The organism is Allobosea sp. 67-29, assembly GCF_001898115.1.
Taxonomy (GTDB): domain Bacteria; phylum Pseudomonadota; class Alphaproteobacteria; order Rhizobiales; family Beijerinckiaceae; genus Allobosea.
Window position 1 is genome coordinate 99,232 of sequence record NZ_MKSQ01000015.1, and the last position, 19,356, is coordinate 118,587.

Sequence of the window (19,356 nt, forward strand, 5' to 3'; positions counted from 1 at the left end):
CAGCCCGATCGAAGCACGCGCCCGGCCGCCGCCGAGATGGCGTCCGCACCGGTACAGCCCGCCCTGTCAGCCATCATCGCCGCTGCCCTCGACGCGGCCAAGCAACTCGAACGGAGCCGTTCATGACCCGCCTGGACAATACCCGCGTCATCCGCCCCGCCACCGGCACCGAACTCAGCGCCAAGAGCTGGCTGACGGAAGCGCCGCTGCGCATGCTGATGAACAACCTGCATCCTGATGTCGCCGAGAATCCGCAGGAGCTCGTGGTCTATGGCGGCATCGGCCGCGCCGCCCGCTCCTGGGAGGATTTCGACCGCATCGTCGCTGCGTTGCGCCAGCTCGAAGCCGACGAGACCCTGCTCGTCCAGTCCGGCAAGCCGGTCGGCGTGTTCCGCACCCACAAGGATGCGCCGCGCGTGCTGATTGCCAATTCGAACCTCGTGCCGCATTGGGCGACCTGGGACCATTTCAACGAGCTCGATAAGAAGGGGCTCGCCATGTACGGCCAGATGACGGCCGGCTCCTGGATTTATATCGGCACGCAAGGCATCGTGCAGGGCACCTACGAGACCTTCGTCGAGGCCGGGCGCCAGCATTACAACGGCAACCTCAAGGGCAAATGGGTCCTGACCGGCGGCCTCGGCGGTATGGGCGGCGCCCAGCCGCTCGCCGCGGTGATGGCCGGCGCCTCCTGCCTCGCCGTCGAGTGCAATCCGGATTCGATCGATTTCCGCCTGCGCACCCGCTATCTCGACGAGAAGGCCTCGAGCCTCGACGAGGCGCTGGAGATGATCGCCCGCTGGACCAGGAACGGCGAGGCGAAGTCGGTCGGCCTGCTCGGCAACTGCGCCGAGATCCTGCCCGAGATGGTCCGCCGCGGCATCCGCCCGGACATGGTCACCGACCAGACCTCGGCGCATGACCCGATCAACGGCTACCTGCCGAAGGGCTGGACCATGGGCCAGTGGAAGCAGGCGCGCGAGGCCAACCCGAAATCCGTCGAGACCGCCGCCCGCGCCTCGATGCGCGAGCATGTCGAGGCGATGATCGCCTTCCAGGAGATGGGCTTACCCGTCTTCGATTACGGCAACAACATCCGCCAGGTCGCCAAGGACGAGGGGCTGGAGAACGCCTTCGCCTTCCCGGGGTTCGTGCCGGCCTATATCCGCCCGCTGTTCTGCCGCGGCATCGGCCCGTTCCGCTGGGCAGCGCTGTCCGGCGATCCGGAGGATATTTACAAGACCGACGCCAAGGTGAAGGAGCTCACGCCCGGCAACACGCACCTGCATAACTGGCTCGACATGGCGCGCGAGCGCATCGCGTTCCAGGGCGTGCCGGCGCGCATCTGCTGGGTCGGCCTCGGCGATCGCCATCGGCTCGGCCTCGCCTTCAACGAGATGGTCAGGACCGGCGAGCTCAAGGCCCCGGTCGTGATCGGCCGCGACCATCTCGATTCCGGCTCGGTCGCTTCGCCGAACCGCGAGACCGAAGCGATGAAGGACGGCTCGGACGCGGTTTCCGACTGGCCGCTGCTCAACGCCCTGCTCAACACGGCGTCCGGCGCGACCTGGGTCTCGCTGCATCATGGCGGCGGCGTCGGTATGGGCTTCTCGCAGCATGCGGGCGTCGTGATCTGCGCGGATGGCACCGACGACGCGGCCGCCCGCCTGTCGCGCGTGCTCTGGAACGACCCGGCCACCGGCGTGATGCGCCATGCCGATGCCGGCTACGAGATCGCGCTGGACTGCGCCCGCGAGAAGCAGCTCAACCTGCCGGGGATTTTGGGCTGAGCCCGCCCGTCATTGCGAGCGCAGCGAAGCAATCCAGGGGCGGCAGCGCTCTACGTCCCCCCTGGATTGCTTCGTCGCTTCGCTCCTCGCAATGACGGCGGTTGCGACGCGCTCGCCTGTCAAGGATCACATCATGCGTATCATCCGCGCCGCCGATTGCAAGGTCATGCCGTGGAAGAACGGCGGCGGCACCACGACCGAGATCGCTGTGGCTCCGGAAAGCGCCTCGCTGGGCGATTTCGATTGGCGGATATCGATGGCGCATGTGGGCGCAGACGGGCCGTTCTCGTCCTTCCCCGGCATCGACCGGACCTTGTCGGTATTAACCGGCAACGGCATTCGGCTGGCCTTCGGCGATGGCGAGACGGTGGCGCTCGATCGCGCGACCGCGCCGTTCTTCTTCGCGGCCGACCGGGCGGTGGATGGGGTGCTGGTCGATGGGCCGATCGACGATCTCAATGTGATGAGCCGGCGCGGCCGCTGGCGGCACCGGGTCGAGCGCTTGTCGGGTGAAGGCTCGCTCCCCGCGAGCGAAGGCCTGCTGGTGCTGGTCGCCCGCAAGGCCGACTGGCTGGTGAACGGCGTGAGCTTAGGAGCCGGCGACAGCGCGATCCTCGACGCGCCGGGGCATGGTGAACTTCGGGTGAGCGGCAGCGAGGCAGAACTCTACGCCGTGTGGCTGGCGGCGTCATAGGTAAGCGCAGGATCCCCTCTCCCGGATGGGAGAAGGGTTCTCCGCGCCCTACCTGAACCTACGCCGCCTGACGCGGCTGCGGGCCGACATAGACCGATTGCGGGCGGATCAGGCGGCCGCCGGCGATCTGCTCCTTGGCATGGGCGAGCCAGCCCGTCGTGCGGCCGAGTGCGAAGACGCACGTGAAGGAATCCGGCGTGAAGCCGAGCGCCTCCAGCAAGAGCGCCGTGTAGAACTCGACATTGGTTTCGAGCGTCCGGTTCGGCTTGCGCTCGCGCAGGATGGCGAGCGCCGCCTGCTCGACCGCCTCGGCCAAGGCAAGACGCCCGCTATCGGCGCCGAGCCGGCGGATCGCACCTTTCAGCGCATCGGCGCGCGGATCGCGGACGCGATAGATGCGGTGGCCGAAACCCATCAGCCGGTCACCATGATCGAGCGCGTTTTCCAGCCAGGCGCGCGCATTGCCGGGCTCGCCGATCGCATCGAGCATCTCGATGACCGGACCGGGCGCGCCGCCATGGAGCGGGCCTTTCAGGGCGCCGATGCCGGCGAGCACCGCCGAGACTAGCCCGGCGCGGGTCGAGGCGACGACGCGGGAGGCGAAGGTCGAGGCGTTGAGGCCGTGATCGGCGACGGTCACCAGATAGGTATCAAGCGCCGCCGCCTGCTGCTTCGTCGGCGCCTTGCCGGTCAGCATGCGCAGGGTATCGGCGGCCTGCGACAGCGACGGATCAGGCGCGACCGGCGCGAGACCTTGCCGCAGACGCAAGGACGCAGCCGTGAACACGGCCGGCGCTGCCAGCAGCCGCAGCACCGTGCCGGCATCCTCGCCATCGGGAATCAGCGCGGTCATCGCGCGGATCATTTCGACCGGGCCAAGCGTCACCGGGACGACAGCTTTCCGCACGACCGTCTCGAACAGCTCCTGCCGCGCCGCGCCCAGCGCAACCGGCAGATCCTTCATAGCGGGCAGGTCCGGCACGAAGCCGTCAAGCATCAGCGCGGCCATCTCCTCGAAGGAGGTATGGCCGGCGAGCTCATCGAGACTATGGCCACGCATCACCAGCCGGCCCGCCGCTCCATCGACTTCCGAGAGCACGGTATGGGCGGCAACGACATCTTCAAGGCCATCGGACATGGCGGTTCTCCTCAACATCTGAGGCCTTGAAGATTGATAGCTTCATCGATAGAATCAATCTTGAACAATATAATCAATGTATTTTCCGATGACCGACTGGCTGACGGCGCAACAGGTGATGCAGCGGCTCGGGCTGAAGCCGCAGACGCTCTATGCCTATGTCAGCCGCGGGCTGATCGAGGCGCGCGGCGATGCCGGCGACTCGCGCCGGCGGCTCTACCGCGCCGAGGATGTGGCGCGGCTAGAGCATCGCAAGGCGCGGGGGCGCAAGCCCGCGACAATCGCCGAAGATGCAATCGCCTTCGGCGAACCGATCCTGGCCTCGGGCATCGCCACGATCCAGCGCGGCAAGCTCTGGTATCGCGGGCAGGATGCCGAAAAGCTGGCCGAAACGGCGAAGCTGGAGGATGTCGCGCGGCTGCTTTGGGATTGCGGCTCGCAGCGATTCCCGCCGCTGTTCACGATCGTTCCGGAGGCGCCGGCCCGGCAGCGCATGTTCGCGGTGATCGCGGCGCGCGCCGCCAGCGACCCCGCCATGGCCGGACGGACGAAGAAGGCGCTCTATCTGGAAGCGGCCTCCGTCATCGACTCGCTCGTCGACGCCATCGCCGGACGGCCGGGACAGGGGCCGATCCATCACCGGCTGGCGCAGGCCTGGGGCTGCGACGAACGCGGCGCCGACCTGATCCGCCGCGCGCTGGTATTGCTCGCCGACCATGAGCTCAACGCCTCGACCTTCGCGGTCCGTGTCGCGGCCTCGACGCGCGCCTCGTTGGCAGCCAGCATCCTGGCAGGGCTCGCCACGCTGTCCGGGCCGTTGCATGGCGGGATGACGCCGCGCGTGCTCGGTCTGATGCGCGAGATCGCGAGCGAGGGTGTCGAGATGGCGGTCTCGGCGCGGCTTGCCACCGGCATGCCCCTGCCCGGTTTCGGCCATCCGCTCTATCCGGATGGCGACGCGCGGGCCCGTGCGCTTCTCAGCGCGTTTACGCTCCCGCCCGCCTATGAGGCGACGCGCTGCGCAGTCACCGCGCTGACCGGCGAGGAGCCGAATATCGATTTCGTGCTGACGGCGATCGCGAGCGAACTCGGGCTCGGGCCGGACGTGCCGTTTCAACTCTTCGCCGCCGCGCGCTGCGCCGGCTGGATCGCTCACGCGCTGGAGCAAAACGAGACCGGACGTCTGATCCGGCCTCGCGCCCGCTATGTCGGGCCGGAACCGGCCTAGGCCGGTTCCGGTGCGGCAACCTTGGCAGCTGCCGCCGGCTTCTGGCCAAATTCCTTTTCGCGCTGCTCGATATAGCTGCGCGTGATCGGCAGGCCGTCGAGCTTCTTGGCGAGCTGGAACTGGAAGACGACCAGATCGTCGTGCCGAAAGCTGGCCTCCGAAGCGGCGAGATAGAACTCCCACATCCGGGCGAAGCGTTCGTCGTACATCGCCACCGCTTCCTTGCGCCGCTGCAGGAAGTTCTCGCGCCAATGCTTCAGCGTCTCGGCGTAATGAATCCGGAGCACCTCGACATCCGTGACGACGAGCCCCTCCTTCTCGATCGCCGCCGCCATTTCCGACATCGCCGGGATATAGCCGCCGGGGAAGATGTACTTGGCGATGAACGGGTTTGTCGCGCCCGGCGGCGAAGAGCGGCCGATGGTGTGGATCAGCGCCACCCCGTCATCCGTCATCAGCTCCCGCACCTTGCGGAAGTAGTCGCGGTAATAGCCGACGCCGACATGCTCGAACATCCCGACCGAGACGATGCGGTCGAAGCTCTCCGTCAGGTAGCGATAGTCCTGCAACCGGAACTCGACCGGCAGGCCCGACGCCTTGCCGCGCTCCTGGGCGATGGCGAGTTGCTCCTCTGACAGGGTTATGCCCGTCACCGAGGCGCCGGTGTCGCCAGCGATGGACAGCGCCATGCCGCCCCAGCCGCAGCCGATATCGAGCACGCGCTGGCCCGGCTGCAGGTCGAGCTTGCCCATGATGTGACGCTTCTTGGCGAGTTGCGCCTCGGCCAAGGTTAACCCGGGCGTCGCAAAATAGGCGCAGGAATACTGCATGTCCGGATCGAGGAAGAGCTTGAAGAAATCGCTCTTCAAGTCGTAGTGATGCGCGACATTGCGCTTGGCCAAGGCCGGCGTGTTGTGCTGGTGGAAGCGTCGCACCGCGGTGCGCAGGCTCTCCAGAGTTCGGCCCCAGCCCTGAGGCCGGGCCTTGTGGACCGCGGCGACGAGCGCGTCCAGCAGGTCGTAGAGCGAACCCTGCTCGACGACCACACGCCCATCCATAACCGCCTCGCCCAGCGCGAGCTCGGGATTGAGCGCAAGCTTCAGTTCCGTCGGAGTATCGACGATACGCATCCGCAAGCGGGGGGCATTGCCATGCCCGACCGTTTGAAGCGTCCCGTCCGGAAAAACCACATCGATCCGCGGCTCGATCGCCAGCCGCGACAACATCCTTGCAACCAGTGAACGCATTGGCCCCACCTTCGGCAGCGCCCCCTTGTTCGCCAAAAGATGGCAAGCGAAATTGTCGCCGTAACTCCGGTTGAGCGCAAGGCTGCCCTTCGCCTGCGGCATGACAGCGCAGCGAAACCCCTTGTCGCCCGCAGGGGAAACATGGCCCTTGCAACGGAAAGTTGCGTTGGCCGATCAATGATCCGCGGCGACGACCTCGGCCCGGATCTCCTCGACGAGCCTCTCCTTGAGCGCCACAAACGCGGAGCTGGTCTTGATGGTATAGGGCCGCGGATGCGGCAGATCGACCGCGATATCGGCCTTGATGCGTCCGGGGCGGGCGCTCATCACCACGACGCGGGAGCCGACGAAGATCGCCTCCTCGATATCGTGGGTGACGAAGAGCACCGTCTTCTGCTCGCGCTCCCAGATGCCGAGCAGCATTTCCTGCATCAGGGCGCGGGTCTGGTTGTCGAGCGCGCCGAACGGCTCGTCCAGCAGCAGGATCTTGGGGTCGTTGGCGAGTGCGCGTGCGATCGCGGTGCGCTGCTGCATGCCGCCGGAGAGCTGCTTCGGGAAATGGTCGACGAACCCGGCAAGCCCGACGCGCCCGGCCCAGTCGCGAGCGATCTTCAGCCGCTCGGCTTCAGCCAGGCCCTTCTCGCGCAGGCCGAAGGCGATGTTCTGCTGCACGGTCAGCCAGGGGAAGAGCGTGTAGCTCTGGAAGACGAAGCCGCGGTCTGCGCCCGGTCCTGAAACCGGCACTCCGTCGAGCAGGACCTTGCCCTCGCTCGCCGTCTCCAGCCCGCCGATGATGCGCAGCAAGGTCGACTTGCCGCAGCCGGAGGGGCCGAGGATGGTGATGAAGTCGTTGTCGGCGACATCGAGCGAGGTGGGCATCAGCGCCCGCGTGGGCTCGCTGCCGTGCTGCGCGGGGAACAGCTTGCCGACATTCTGGATGACGAGCTTGCTCACAGCTTGGCCCACGGAAACAGGCGCTGGTTGACCGCCTTGAACAGGAAATCCGAGATCAGGCCGATGAGCCCGATGACGATGATGCCGAAGATGATCTGCCCGGTGTTCAGCAGCGCCTGGCTGTCGGTGATCATATGGCCGATGCCGGAGGAGGAGCCGATCAATTCGGCGACGATGACATAGGTCCAGGCCCAGCCGAGGACGAGGCGGAAAATCTCCGCAATCTGCGGCGCCGCATTCGGCAGCAGCACGCGGCGCACCACCGAGCGATCGCCGGCACCGAGCGTATAGGCGGCGTCGACGAGGTCGCGCCGAATCGAGCCGACCGCGACCGCGATCATCAGGATCAACTGGAAGACCGAGCCGAGGAAGATGACCAGTAGCTTCTGCGTCTCGCCGATGCCGGCCCAGAGGATCAGCAGCGGAATGAAGGCCGAGGCCGGCAGGTAGCGCGCGAACGAGACGAAGGGCTCGAGGAAGGCCTCGATCGGCTTGTACGCGCCCATCAGGATGCCGAGCGGCAGCGCCACGATCGCCGCGATGACGAAGCCGCCGACGACGCGCCAGATCGTCATCATGATGTCGAAGCTGAAGCCGTAGCGCGTCATCAGGCTCCAGCCCTCGCCGACCATGGTCAGCGGATCGGCCAGGAAGAGCCGCTGCACATAGCCGCCGAAGGTCGCAACCGACCAGAACGCGACGAAGAGTGCGAAGAAGGCGAGGCCATAGCCGAGGCGCGCCGGAGCCGAGACGGGTCTGAGCGGTTTCATGCCTTGTCGTGTCCGGTCATGGCGAGCGCGAGTTCTTTCCAGGGTTGGGGCGACCAGTAGCCGGCCGCCGCGCCGGAGGTCGAGGGCAGGATGAAGATTCCCACGCCAGCGAAGGTGACTGTCTGCAGACCATAGCCGAGCGACCCAGCCGCCACGCCCAACGCCGCCTGTGCCGCGCGCTTGCCGTTGAAGGCGAGCCAGCGCGGGCGATGCGCGGCGATCCGATCCCGCAACCCGGCGATATCGAAATGATTGCCGCGCAAGGCAGAGTCGGGCCCGGAGCTGCGCTTGGCGACATCGGTGAGGCCGATGCCGTAGCGCGGCAACTCGCGGAATCGCTCCGGAGCGAACCGTTCCGGCACCAGCCCGATCTCATGAATGATCGTCCAGAACTTGTTGCCGGGACCGGCATAATAGGCGCCGCGCATCGCCGAGACAGCTCCGGCCTGCGTGCCGCAGAAGACGACATGCAGGCCGGGCTTCAGCACATCCGGCAGGATCGGCCGACTCACGCCAAGAGCGTCACTTCGCTGCGACGAACTTGGTGTCGACGAGCGTGGCAAAATCGGGCTTCGCCTTGATCAGACCGACCTCCAGGAGCAGATCCGCGGCCTTGGCGTTGAAGGCCTGCCAGTCGCCGGCGAAGAACTTCCTGTTCCCCTCGGCGTCCGACCAGCGCAGATAGGCCGCCGACTTGCCGAACTGCTCGCCGGTCTGCTTCACATCCGCGCCCATGATCTCATAGGCCTTGGCCTGATCCTTCTTGATCATGTCGAGCGCCTCGAAATAGCTCTTCGTCAGCGCGGCCGCGGCCTTTTCATCGGCCAGGAAGGCGGGGGTGCAGCCGAAGGTATCCATCACCATCGGATAGTCGAGCGTCGTCGCGATGATCTTGCCGGCCTCGGGCTTCTCGCGCACCGCAGAGAGATAGGGCTCGTAGGTCAGCGCGGCGTCGTTCTGGCCGGCAATGAAGGCCTGCGCGGCCGGACCCGGCTCCATGTTGACGACCTTGACGTCCTTCACCGACAAGCCGTTCTCCTTGAGCATCCAGGCCAGCGCGAAGTAGGGCGAGGTGCCGGGCGCCGAGGCCGCGACGGTCTTGCCCTTCAGATCCTTGATCGCAGCGATGTCCTTGCGCACGACCATGCCGTCGGCGCCATAGCTCTTGTCGAGCTGGAAGATCTGCTTGGTCTTAACCCCTGCCGCATCCCAAACCAGCCAGGTCTCGACCGTCGTCGCGGCGCACTGGACATCGCCGGACGCGATCGCGAGATGGCGGTCCTTCTGGGGGATCTTCTTGATCGTCACGTCGAGGCCGTTCTTCGCGAAGATGCCGGCCTCCTTGGCAAGGACGAGCGGCGCGAAGCCGGTCCAGCCGGAAATGCCGATCGAAACCTTGGTTTGCGCCTGCGCCCCCCCGGCGGCGAGAAGCGCCCCAAGACCGAAACCCGCCACCGCGCACGCGCGCCTGAAACCCGTCATGGTCGAACCTTTCCCCTGTTCGGCGTCACCCACCGCACCAAGAGGCACTCCGGCCCCGGCGGCAGCGCGATGCAACCTTCGTTCCAAAGCAGGTTAAATGCATATGCAAAACCGTCAAGCGGCCGATCACAGGAACGAGGGACAGCCATGACATTCTCTCGTTTGACATGAGCCGCGCAATTTCTTCCCCTCTCGGCCCGAGGCGCATCGCCTCTGTCCTCTTCCAGTCTCTACCGAGGTTTCCCGGATGAACGGTGCCGACCGCCTTTGCGACACGCTGCTGGTCAACGATGTCGATGTTTGTTTCGCGAATCCGGGCACCTCGGAGATGCATTTCGTCGCGGCGCTCGACCGCAAGCCGCAGATGCGCTGCGTGCTCGGCCTGTTCGAGGGCGTGGTGACCGGGGCCGCCGACGGCTATGCCCGTATGGCCGACAAGCCGGCGGCGACGCTTTTGCATTGCGGGCCCGGCATGGCGAACGCGCTGGCCAACATGCATAATGCCCGCCGCGCCCGCACGCCGATGATCAATGTCGTCGGCGACCACGCCACCTACCATCTCCAGCACGACGCGCCGCTGACCAGCGACATCGAGAGCCTGGCACAGCCGATGTCGCATTTCGTGCGCCGCATCACCTCGGCGGACGACGTCGGCCCGGCGATCGAGGAGGCCTATGTCGCCTCGCTGACGCTGCCCGGCGTCACCACCGTGATCCTGCCGGCCGACTGCGCCTGGAACAGCGTCGAGCCGAGCAAGCTGAAGCCGGTGACGCTGCCGGCGCTGAAGAGCGTCGATTCCGCCACGATCCGCGAGGTCGCCGCAGGCTTGCGCAAGCATGGCGCCCGGGCCGCGATCATGCTGACGGGCCTGGCCCTGCGCGAAAAGCCGATGGAGATGGCCGCCCGCATCTGCGCGGCGACCGGGGCCAAGATCTTCAGCCAGATGTCGAACGGGCGCGTCCAGCGCGGCGCCGGCCGGGTCGCCATGCCGAAGATCTTCTATCCGATCGACAAGGCACTCGAGCAGCTCAAGGATGTCGACTATCTCGTGCTGATCGGCGCCCAGACGCCGGTGGGCTTCTTCGCCTATCCGGGCAAGCCGGGCCGGCTCGTCCATGACGGCTGCGAGGTCACCGCCCTCGCCAAGCCCGGCGACGACCTGCCGGCGGCGATCGACGCGCTTGCCGAAGCGATGGGCGCGACCAGGACGGCGCCGGCCTATATCGCCCCGCCGCGGAAGGAACAGCCCGCCCTGCCGACCGGCAGGCTCGACGCAGACAAGGCCTGCGCCATCGTCTCGGCGCTGCTGCCGGAGAACTGCATCGTCTGCGACGAGTCGGTCTCGTCCGGCCGCAGCTTCTATTACGACTGCCACAGCGCACCGCAGCACGACTACATCCAGCTCACCGGCGGCGCGATCGGCGAAGGCATCCCGCTCGCCGTCGGCGCGGCCGTCGCCTGCCCGGACCGCAAGGTCATCGGCATGCAGGCCGACGGCTCGGGCATGTACACCGTGCAGGGGCTGTGGACGCAGGCGCGCGAAAACCTCGACGTCGTCACCGTCGTCTTCGCCAACCGGACCTACCAGATCCTGCATGGCGAGATGCGCGCCGTCGGCGTCAACGATTTCGGCCGCAACGCCACGCTGATGCTGAACATCGACGAGCCGGCCCTCGACTGGGTCTCGATGGCCAGGGGCATGGGCGTGGAGGCGGCTCGGGCGACGACGGCCGAGGAGTTCGCGAGCCTGTTCAAGGCGGCGCTGGCGAAAAAGGGGCCGTTCCTGATCGAGGCGGCGATCTAAGTTGCATCACCCCGCGCGCCGCAATGCGCGGGGTGACTGTCATTACTTGTTTATTTGAACCCACCCAGGAACGCATCGAGGCAATCGCCGATCGCCTCGATCGCATAGCCGCCCTCCTGCACCACCAGCGTCGGCAGGCCGAGCCCCTTCACCTGCCGGCCTATCGTGCCGAAATCGCTGGCCTCCAGCTTGAGAACGCCGATCGGATCGTCCTTGTGGGCGTCGTAGCCGAGCGCCACGACCAGCGCCTCGGCGCCGAATTCGCGGATCGCCTTGCCGGCACGATCGACGGCCGCCTGCATTTCCGCGCCGCCCGCACCCGGAGCGAGCGGCAGGTTGAGATTGAAGCCCTCGCCCGGCCCGTTGCCGCGCTCGTCGTCATAGCCGGTATAGAACGGATAATAGTTCGTCGGATCGGCATGGACCGAGATCGTCAGCACATCGTCACGACGATAGAAGATCTGCTGCGTGCCGTCGCCGTGATGGGCATCGACGTCGAGGATCGCGATCTTGCCGAAGTGCGAGCGCAGGCGCTGCGCCGCGACCGCCGTGTTGTTGACATAGCAGAAGCCTGAGGCGCGATCGGCACGGGCATGATGACCCGAGGGGCGGCAGAGCGAATAGACCGTACGCTCGCCGGCGAGGATTGCGTCGGCGCCGGAAACAGCGGTCTCGGCCGAGCGCAGGGTCGAATGCCAGCAATGCTGGCCGATCGGCACCGAGAGATCGCCGAGATACCAGCCGAGCTGGCCAATGAAGCCGGTCGGGCGGCAAGGCGGGCGGACATCCTCCTCGGGGCGACCGCTCCAATAGGGGAATGTGTTGGGCCAGACTTCCGGACCACGCTCCGAGGGAAGCTCCTGCCAGCGCCGCCAGGCGCTTTGAAGGAAATCGACAAAGCCCTCGTCATGGATCGTCAGGATCGGCTCGACGCCATGCTCCGCCGGCCGCTCCGGCGCGATGCCGTGCTTTGCCAGCGCGCCGAGCAGCTTCTCAGTCCGTTCGGGCAGGTCCTTCGGAGCGACGACCTTGCCGAAGCGCATGTATTGCTGCGGATCGTGAAGAGCCTGGTCGGGATGGTAGAAGGCACGCATCGGCAGGAGAATCCTCTAGGCTGGGCCGCTCGGCAGCGGCGGACGCCCCGCCATCGTAGCAAGCAGAAGGCCCGCCGCCAGTCGTTCCGCGCCGTCCTCCCCTGCATCGGGGGCGCAGCGGTCAGGTCCCTGCCGGCGAGACCAGCTCCGTGAATTCCTGCGCGAGCGTCGCGATGTCGTGACGGTCCGGCCGGTACCAGTCGGTCGAGCCGTTGAGGGCACCGAGCAGGAAATTGCGCAGCACCTCCGGCGCGCGCGCCGCCGGCAAGGCGCCGGCCTGCTGCAACTCGGCGATCAGGCGGCTCCAGACCTCCTCATAGGCGCGGCGGACGGCGCGCACGCTCTCCGGCGCGGGAGCCGCGCCGAAATTGAACACCTTGATGCTGGCGGTGGTGTAGTCGCCGTGACCGTGCAGCGCTGCGAGATGGCCGCGGATCGCCGCTTCCAGCCGGGCGCGGGGAGCCTCGCCCACGGTCGCGGCGAGCGCGGCAAAGACGCCCTCATGCACGAAGCGGACACCGTCGTTCACCACCGCCTCGACGATCTCCTCCTTCGAGGCGAAGTGGTAGTAGAGGCTCGCCTTGCGGATGCCGACCGCCTCGGCGATCTCGCGCAAGGTGGTCTGGTGGTATCCACCATTGCGCAGCAGACGCGCGGCATGGTCGAGGATCTGGCGACGCGAGCCGCCCTCGGATTGAGCCGCGCCCTTGTCCGTCGCGGCGTTCACAGCCGCTTCGCTACCTCTTCGAGCATCACCTCGGTGGCGCCGCCGCCGATCGACTGCACGCGGGCGTCGCGGGTCATGCGCTCGATCGCGCTCTCGCGCATATAGCCCATGCCGCCATGGAACTGCAGGCAGTCGTACATCACTTCGTTGACCAGCTCGCCGCAATAGGCCTTGACCATCGAGACCTCCCGGGTGGCGTCGAAACCCTGCGCATCGAGCCAGGCGGCGTGGTAGACCAGCTGGCGGCCGGCCTCGACCTTGCCCGCCAGTTCCGCGAGGCGCTGGCGGATCGCCTGCTTCTCCCAGAGAGGCGCGCCGAAGGCTTTTCGCGTCTTCACGTAGTCCAGGGTCAGGTCGATCGCAGCCTGCGACTCGCCGATCGCCATGGCGCCGATCACGGTGCGCTCGTTCTGGAAGTTGCTCATGATCGCGTAGAAGCCGCGCCCTTCCTGTCCGAGCAGGTTCTCGGCCGGCACCTTGCAATCGACGAAGGAGAGCTCGGCGGTATCCGAGGAACGCCAGCCATGCTTGTCGAGCGCGCGTGAGACCGAGAAGCCCGGCGTGCCCTTCTCGACGATGAAGATCGAGACCGATTGCGACGGCCTGCCCTGCGGGTCGGTCTTGGCGGCGACGCAGTAGAGATCGGCATGGACGCCGTTGGTGATGAACATCTTGGCGCCGTTGAGGATGTAATGATCGCCCTCGCGTCGCGCCGTGGTGCGGATGCCCTTCACGTCCGAACCGGCATCGGGCTCGGTGACGGCAACTGCGACGATGGTCTCGCCGGCGATGATACCGGGCAGATACTTGTCCTTCTGCGCCTTGGAGCCGGCATTGGCGATGTGGACCGAAGCCATGTCGGTATGGACGAGCGCCGTGATGGCGACGCCCGAGAAGGTCGAGCGACCCAGCTCCTCCGCCAGCACGACGGTGGCGAGCGTGTCCATTTCCGAGCCGCCATATTCCGCCGGGTAGCGGATACCGAAGAAGCCGAGATCGCCCATCTTGCGCAGCACGTCGCGCGGCACGAGGCCGTCCTCCTCCCATTTCAGGGCGTGCGGCTTGATCTCGGTCTCGACGAAGCGGCGGACCTGGTCGCGCAGCGCCTCGTGCTCCTCGGTGAAATAGGGCGAGCGCCGGGCGCCCTCGCCTGCAAGCTTCTCGACGGCCGACATGGCTTCCTCCCTGCTTGACCGCGGCGCCGCGATCTGACTACCTACCGGACGGTAGGTGAATTACCGGCAACATTCAAGCGTCATTGCGAGCGCAGCGAAGCAATCCAGGGAGACTGGGTAAAACGCTTCGCCCTGTGACTCCTGGATTGCTTCGTCGGCTTCGCCTCCTCGCAATGACGATGGGGTTGGCCGATGATCGAGATCGAACAAGCAAAAAGCGCCACCCCTCCCCCGCTTTCCACCATGCTGGTGACGCTGCGCGAGCGCCATGGTCTCGTCGCACAGGGCGGCGGCGAGAAGCTGCGAGCCCGCCACGAATCCCGTGGCAAGATCATGGTGCGCGAGCGCATCGACCTCCTGCTCGACCCGCAGACGCCCTTCCTCGAATTGTCGCCGCTGGCGGCCTGGGGGCTCTATGGCAATGAGGTGCCCGGCGCGGGCATCGTCACCGGCATCGGCATCGTCGAGGGCCGCGCCTGCATGCTGATCGCCAACGACGCGACGGTGAAAGGCGGCTCCTTCTTCGCAGAGACGGTGCGCAAGCACCTCAGGGCCCAGGAGATCGCCGAGGAGCACCGCCTGCCCTGCCTCTACCTCGTCGATTGCGGCGGCGCCTTCCTGCCGGAGCAGGACCGCGTCTTCCCCGACCGCGACCATTTCGGCGGCTCCTTCTACAACCAGTGCCGGATGTCCGCGGCTGGCATCCCGCAGATCTCGATCGTCTTCGGCGGCGCGACAGCCGGCGGCGCCTATATCCCGGCACTCTCCGACCAGGTCATCATGGTGAAGGGTACCGGCCGCATCCATCTCGGCGGCCCGCCGATCGTGAAGGCGGCGGTCCATGAGATCGTCGATGGCGAGACGCTGGGCGGGGCGGAGATGCACTCGCTCGTCTCGGGCGTCAGCGATCATCTTGCCCTGACCGAGATGGAAGGGCTCGCCAAGCTGCGCGAGATCGTCGGCGGACTGGGCGAGATCGGGAGGATCGCACCGCCGCCGCAGGCTCCCGCCGCACCGAAGCTCGACCCGGCCGAGTTGGTCGACATCGTGCCGACCGACCTGCGCCGGCCCTATGACGTGCGCGAAGTGATCGCGCGCATGGTCGACCACAGCGCCTTCCATGCCTTCAAGCCGGATTACGGCGCGACGCTGGTCACCGGCTTCGCGCATATCCACGGCTATCCGGTCGGCATCCTCGCCAATAACGGCGTGCTGTTCTCGGAAAGCGCGATCAAGGGCGCGCATTTCATCGAGCTTTGCGACCAGCGCCAGATCCCGCTCCTCTTCCTGCAGAACATCACCGGCTTCATGGTCGGCACGGAAGCCGAGCGCGGCGGCATCGCCAAGCATTCGGCCAAGCTGGTCTATGCCGTCTCAAATGCGCGGGTGCCGAAATACACCGTGCTGATCGGCGGTTCGTATGGCGCCGGCAATTACGGCATGTGCGGGCGCGGCTTCCGGCCGCGCTTCCTGTTCTCCTGGCCCAATGCCCGGATCGCGACGATGAGCCCGGAGGTCGCGGCGACCGTGGTGACGGAGCTGCGCCGGCAGTCGCTCAAGGGCGCGGCCGACGAGGCCGCCATCGCCGAGCTCGACCGGCGCACCCGCGCCCAGTTCGAGGAGCAGAGCGACCCGTACTATGCGACCGCGCGGCTCTGGGACGACGGGATCATCGAGCCGGCGCAGACGCGCGACGTGCTGGGCCTCTGCCTCGCCCTTTCGGCGGGCGAGCCGCGCGACACCGGCCCACGGCCGGTCTACCGGATGTGAGCGACGCCATGTTCGACACCCTTCTGATCGCCAATCGCGGCGAGATCGCCTGCCGCATCATCCGCACCTGCCGCAAGCTCGGCATCCGCACCGTTGCGGTCTATTCCGAGGCCGACGCCGATGCGCTGCATGTCCGGCTCGCCGACACGGCCGTGCATATCGGCCCGGCCCCGGCGCGCGACTCCTATCTGCGTGCCGACCGCATCATCGACGCAGCCTTAAGGAGTGGCGCGCAGGCGATCCACCCGGGCTACGGCTTCCTGTCGGAACGGCTCGACCTGATCGCGGCGTGCGAGGCGAACGGCATCGCCTTCGTCGGCCCCTCCGCCAGTGCCATCGAAGCGATGGGCGACAAGATCTGCTCCAAGCAGATCGCGAGGGAGGCCGGGGTTCCGGGCGTGCCCGGCTATGACGGTGCCGACCAGTCGCCCACGACGCTGAAGCGCGAGGCGCTGCGCATCGGCCTGCCCGTCATGGTCAAGGCCTCGGCGGGCGGCGGCGGCAAGGGCATCCGCAAGGTCGAGGTGGAGGCCGATCTCGACGCGGCAATAGCCACCGCGAGCCGTGAAGCCGAGGCCGCCTTCGGCGACGGACGCCTGCTGATCGAGAAATTCGTGACGCGGCCGCGCCATGTCGAGGTGCAGGTCGCAGGCGACCGGCACGGCAACATCGTCCATCTGTTCGAGCGCGACTGCTCGGTACAGCGCTCGAACCAGAAGCTGCTGGAAGAGGCGCCTGCTCCCAATCTCAGGCCCGAGGCGCGGGCTGCGCTGCACGAGCACGCCCTGAAACTGGCTCGCGCCATCTCTTACGACAATCTCGGCACGGTCGAGTTCCTCGTCGATGCCGCGACGCAGGAGGTGTTCTTCCTCGAGATGAACACGCGGCTGCAGGTCGAGCATCCCGTGACGGAGGCGATCACCGGACTCGATCTGGTCGAATGGCAGATCAGGATCGCCGCCGGAGAGACGCTGCCGCTCGGCCAGGACGAGATCACCTGCACCGGCCACGCGATCGAGGCGCGGCTGACGGCAGAACGGGCCGACGAAGGCTTCCGGCCCGATACCGGCACTATCGCGCTCTGGCGCGAGCCGGAGGGCCTGCGCGTCGACAGCGGCGTCGCGACCGGCAGCATCGTGTCGCCATTCTACGATTCGATGCTCGCCAAGGTCATCGCCCACGGCCCCGACCGGGATACGGCACGGCGGCGACTGGCGGACGGGCTCGACCGCATGACGGTGCTGGGACCGGCGACGATCCGGCCCTTCCTGGTGGATGCGCTGCGCGAGCCGGTGTTTGCCCGGGGGGAGGCGACGACACTGTTCATCGGCGAGACCTGGCCGGAAGGCTGGCAATCAAGCGGCTCCGACCCGCGCCAGCGGGAGGCGGTCGCGGCAGCGATCTGGCTGGCGGGCGCCAGGCCGGCGACGGGCGACCCATGGCGCAGCCTGACCGACTTCCGGCTGCTGGGAGCCGCAGGCAAGCCTGCGGCCAGCCACCTGGCGATCTGCCATGCCGGCCAGCAGGCGCGTCACATCAAGGTCGAATGCCTCGGCAACCTCTTCCGTGTCACGGACGACGGCGGAGAAACGGAAATCCGCGCCGCCGCGGGAGGCGACTCCACCCGCTGGCCCGTCATGCACGAGGGACGGCGGCTCGCGGTCGACGCGGTACGCGACGAGGCTGGCGTCGATCTCCGCTGGGGTGCCTTCGAAGGGCGCATGGAGATCGGACTGGCGGTCGTGGCCGCGGCGGCCGCGCGCGAAACCGGCCAGGGCGCCGGCGATTCGGTGCGGACGACGATGCCGGGCACCGTCGCCGCCATCCATGTGACGGAGGGAGACAGCGTCGTGGCGGGACAGGTCGTCGCCGTGCTGGAATCGATGAAGCTCTTCATGGAGCTCAAGAGCCCCGTGACCGGCACGGTGTCGCGCGTTGCGGCGAAGCCCGGCATGACCGCGGCGGCCGGCGATGTGCTTATCGCCATTGCGCCCGCCTGAGCGGGAAGCGGTGGCTCAGGCCACGTCGTCCCACTGCGCGATCATGCTGCGGCCCTTTCCGGCGCGCTTGGCGCCGTAGAGCGCCTCGTCGGCCGAGCGTGTCAGGCTCTCCACCGTCCAATTCGTGGAAACCGCGGCGGACGGCACGGAAATGCCGACGCTGGCGCCCACCGTGACGACCTGGCCGATGATGACGAACGGCGCCTTGATCAGCGAGACCGCACGCTCCGCGATGCCGGACAGGGCCGCCGGGTCGGCGCTGCCCCTGACGACAACCGCGAATTCGTCGCCGCCGAGACGCGCCACCAGATCGCCCGGCCGCACCATCGCCTGCAGGCGCGCAGCAACCTGCTTCAGCAGGTCGTCTCCGGCGTGATGGCCGTGGCGGTCATTGACCTCCTTGAATCCGTCGAGGTCGATCAGCAGCAGCCCGAGGCGCTCGTCCGCCTCGCGCGCCTGCTGCAGTACCTTCTCGAGGCCGCGACGATTGGCCAGGCCGGTCAACGGATCATGGCTCGCGGCAAAATCGAGATCGCGACGAATGATCAGCAGCTCCTCGAACTGGCCGATGATGTAGTCCGAGCTTTCGTAGATCGAATAGAGATAGACCCCGAGCAGGATGCTGAGCGCCTGATAGAGGGCGTCGCCGCTCAGCAAGAACGCCGCGACCTGCGTCCCGACCGCGATCGTCGAGAGCCCGGCACAGATCCAATAGCGCAGGGTGCGCAGATAGGAGCCCGCCGTCAGCGCCATCGTCAGGCCAAGGCTCAGAACGAAGCCGCCGGGGTGATGCAGCCAGGCGGCCGTAACGGTCAGCGCCGCGATGACCAGCGTGAAGGCGAAGGCCGTGTAGGCGTAGCCCGCCTCCCAGCGCCGCGCTTCCGCGAGCGTCAGTCGCCCTTTCGGCTCGCGTCGCTTGAAGCCGAGGATGTTGACGACACGCGCCGCGGTGGTGGCGACACCAGCGATCGCGATCCACCAGAACACCCATCGACCGGTCTGGGCCGCCATGATGGCCGAGCCGATGATCAACCCGGCAGCGATACAGAGGATTTGCGGCAGTGCCGCGAAGAGACGCGAGATGATCTCGATCTCGATCTCGGCCGGGAGGTGCGGTGCCCGTTTGCGCGGCCTCATCAGCAGATGCATGGGCCGGGCTGTACGACGCAGCCGCTAAAACTCCGTCTGCACCGGACGGTGCATTTTAGCGAAAACTCCCGCTGCGATAGAGATGGAGGGGAAACCCGCGGCATTCCCCTCCCCGCCCCGGTTCAGTTGCAGCCGCAGCCGTGTCCGACTCCGCCCAGCAGGCCACCGACGAGGCCGTTCCTGCCGACGATGGCCCTGACCGGAGCGACGACGCCGAGCTTGTTGCCGCTGGCGATCGGGCTGCCGCTCAGGACACTGACGTTGTTCAGCGCAGTGACTTGCACGCCGGAGACGGCCGCTGTCACGGGGGCCAGAACCCCGCCCAACAGGGAAC

The 19,356-nt window shown here is 67.2% G+C and carries 17 protein-coding genes; 6 read left to right on the forward strand and 11 right to left on the reverse strand.

Translation table 11 applies throughout. The annotated features are described in order from the left end of the window. The first annotated feature begins 122 nt into the window (after window positions 1-122). Window positions 123-1,790, forward strand: coding sequence for a urocanate hydratase (gene hutU, locus BGO20_RS13550; RefSeq protein WP_291664096.1), 1,668 nt, complete (start codon window positions 123-125; stop codon window positions 1,788-1,790). Window positions 1,791-1,923: 133 nt separating this feature from the next. Continuing rightward, entirely contained in the window at window positions 1,924-2,484 is a 561-nt protein-coding gene (locus tag BGO20_RS13555) for a HutD/Ves family protein (protein ID WP_291664095.1), read from the forward strand. Window positions 2,485-2,542: 58 nt separating this feature from the next. On the opposite strand, the gene BGO20_RS13560 is transcribed toward BGO20_RS13555, so the two are convergent. Continuing rightward, window positions 2,543-3,622: a citrate synthase/methylcitrate synthase gene (locus BGO20_RS13560; RefSeq protein ID WP_291664094.1), complete on the reverse strand. Its 1,080-nt coding sequence runs from the start codon at window positions 3,620-3,622 to the stop codon at window positions 2,543-2,545. 76 nt (window positions 3,623-3,698) lie between these two features. Here BGO20_RS13560 and BGO20_RS13565 point away from each other — a divergent pair, with 76 nt between their 5' ends. Further along, window positions 3,699-4,850, forward strand: a complete 1,152-nt coding sequence (locus BGO20_RS13565) for a citrate synthase family protein (RefSeq protein ID WP_291664093.1) — start codon at window positions 3,699-3,701, stop codon at window positions 4,848-4,850. Here BGO20_RS13565 and BGO20_RS13570 read toward each other — a convergent pair. From BGO20_RS13570 to BGO20_RS13590, 5 genes are all read right to left on the reverse strand, one after another. Next, a complete protein-coding gene (locus BGO20_RS13570) occupies window positions 4,847-6,097 on the reverse strand; it encodes an SAM-dependent methyltransferase (RefSeq protein ID WP_299858104.1) in 1,251 nt (416 codons plus the stop codon). The genes BGO20_RS13565 and BGO20_RS13570 overlap by 4 nt on opposite strands. A 174-nt stretch (window positions 6,098-6,271) precedes the next feature. Further along, entirely contained in the window at window positions 6,272-7,051 is a 780-nt protein-coding gene (locus BGO20_RS13575) for an ABC transporter ATP-binding protein (RefSeq protein WP_291664091.1), read from the reverse strand. Continuing rightward, complete coding sequence (locus BGO20_RS13580; protein ID WP_291664090.1) at window positions 7,048-7,821, reverse strand: ABC transporter permease; 774 nt, start codon at window positions 7,819-7,821, stop codon at window positions 7,048-7,050. Before BGO20_RS13580 ends, BGO20_RS13575 begins: the two co-directional genes overlap by 4 nt. After that, entirely contained in the window at window positions 7,818-8,333 is a 516-nt protein-coding gene (locus BGO20_RS13585) for a mismatch-specific DNA-glycosylase (RefSeq protein WP_291664089.1), read from the reverse strand. The genes BGO20_RS13580 and BGO20_RS13585 overlap by 4 nt, the downstream gene beginning before the upstream one ends. A 10-nt stretch (window positions 8,334-8,343) precedes the next feature. Then, the gene (locus BGO20_RS13590; RefSeq protein ID WP_291664088.1) at window positions 8,344-9,303 is read right to left on the reverse strand and encodes an ABC transporter substrate-binding protein; all 960 of its coding nucleotides are present in this window, start codon (window positions 9,301-9,303) and stop codon (window positions 8,344-8,346) included. Window positions 9,304-9,550: 247 nt separating this feature from the next. Here BGO20_RS13590 and BGO20_RS13595 point away from each other — a divergent pair, with 247 nt between their 5' ends. Beyond that, the gene (locus BGO20_RS13595) at window positions 9,551-11,107 is read left to right on the forward strand and encodes an acetolactate synthase large subunit (RefSeq protein WP_291664087.1); all 1,557 of its coding nucleotides are present in this window, start codon (window positions 9,551-9,553) and stop codon (window positions 11,105-11,107) included. A gap of 50 nt (window positions 11,108-11,157) precedes the next feature. On the opposite strand, the gene BGO20_RS13600 is transcribed toward BGO20_RS13595, so the two are convergent. From BGO20_RS13600 to BGO20_RS13610, 3 genes are all read right to left on the reverse strand, one after another. Then, window positions 11,158-12,201: a histone deacetylase family protein gene (locus BGO20_RS13600; protein WP_291664086.1), complete on the reverse strand. Its 1,044-nt coding sequence runs from the start codon at window positions 12,199-12,201 to the stop codon at window positions 11,158-11,160. Window positions 12,202-12,322: 121 nt separating this feature from the next. Beyond that, complete coding sequence (locus BGO20_RS13605; protein ID WP_291664085.1) at window positions 12,323-12,928, reverse strand: TetR/AcrR family transcriptional regulator; 606 nt, start codon at window positions 12,926-12,928, stop codon at window positions 12,323-12,325. After that, on the reverse strand, window positions 12,925-14,103 hold the full coding sequence (locus tag BGO20_RS13610) for an acyl-CoA dehydrogenase family protein (RefSeq protein ID WP_291664084.1): 1,179 nt from the start codon (window positions 14,101-14,103) through the stop codon (window positions 12,925-12,927). The genes BGO20_RS13605 and BGO20_RS13610 overlap by 4 nt, the downstream gene beginning before the upstream one ends. A 192-nt stretch (window positions 14,104-14,295) precedes the next feature. Between BGO20_RS13610 and BGO20_RS13615 the strand changes: the two genes are divergently transcribed. Then, complete coding sequence (locus tag BGO20_RS13615) at window positions 14,296-15,873, forward strand: acyl-CoA carboxylase subunit beta (RefSeq protein ID WP_465246035.1); 1,578 nt, start codon at window positions 14,296-14,298, stop codon at window positions 15,871-15,873. A gap of 8 nt (window positions 15,874-15,881) precedes the next feature. Beyond that, on the forward strand, window positions 15,882-17,873 hold the full coding sequence (locus BGO20_RS13620; protein WP_291664083.1) for an ATP-binding protein: 1,992 nt from the start codon (window positions 15,882-15,884) through the stop codon (window positions 17,871-17,873). A 15-nt stretch (window positions 17,874-17,888) separates the two neighbouring features. Here the strand turns inward: BGO20_RS13620 and BGO20_RS13625 are convergent, their stop codons facing one another. Continuing rightward, entirely contained in the window at window positions 17,889-19,010 is a 1,122-nt protein-coding gene (locus BGO20_RS13625; protein WP_291664082.1) for a GGDEF domain-containing protein, read from the reverse strand. Window positions 19,011-19,144: 134 nt separating this feature from the next. Continuing rightward, entirely contained in the window at window positions 19,145-19,327 is a 183-nt protein-coding gene (locus tag BGO20_RS13630) for a hypothetical protein (RefSeq protein ID WP_291664081.1), read from the reverse strand. Window positions 19,328-19,356: the final 29 nt, after the last annotated feature.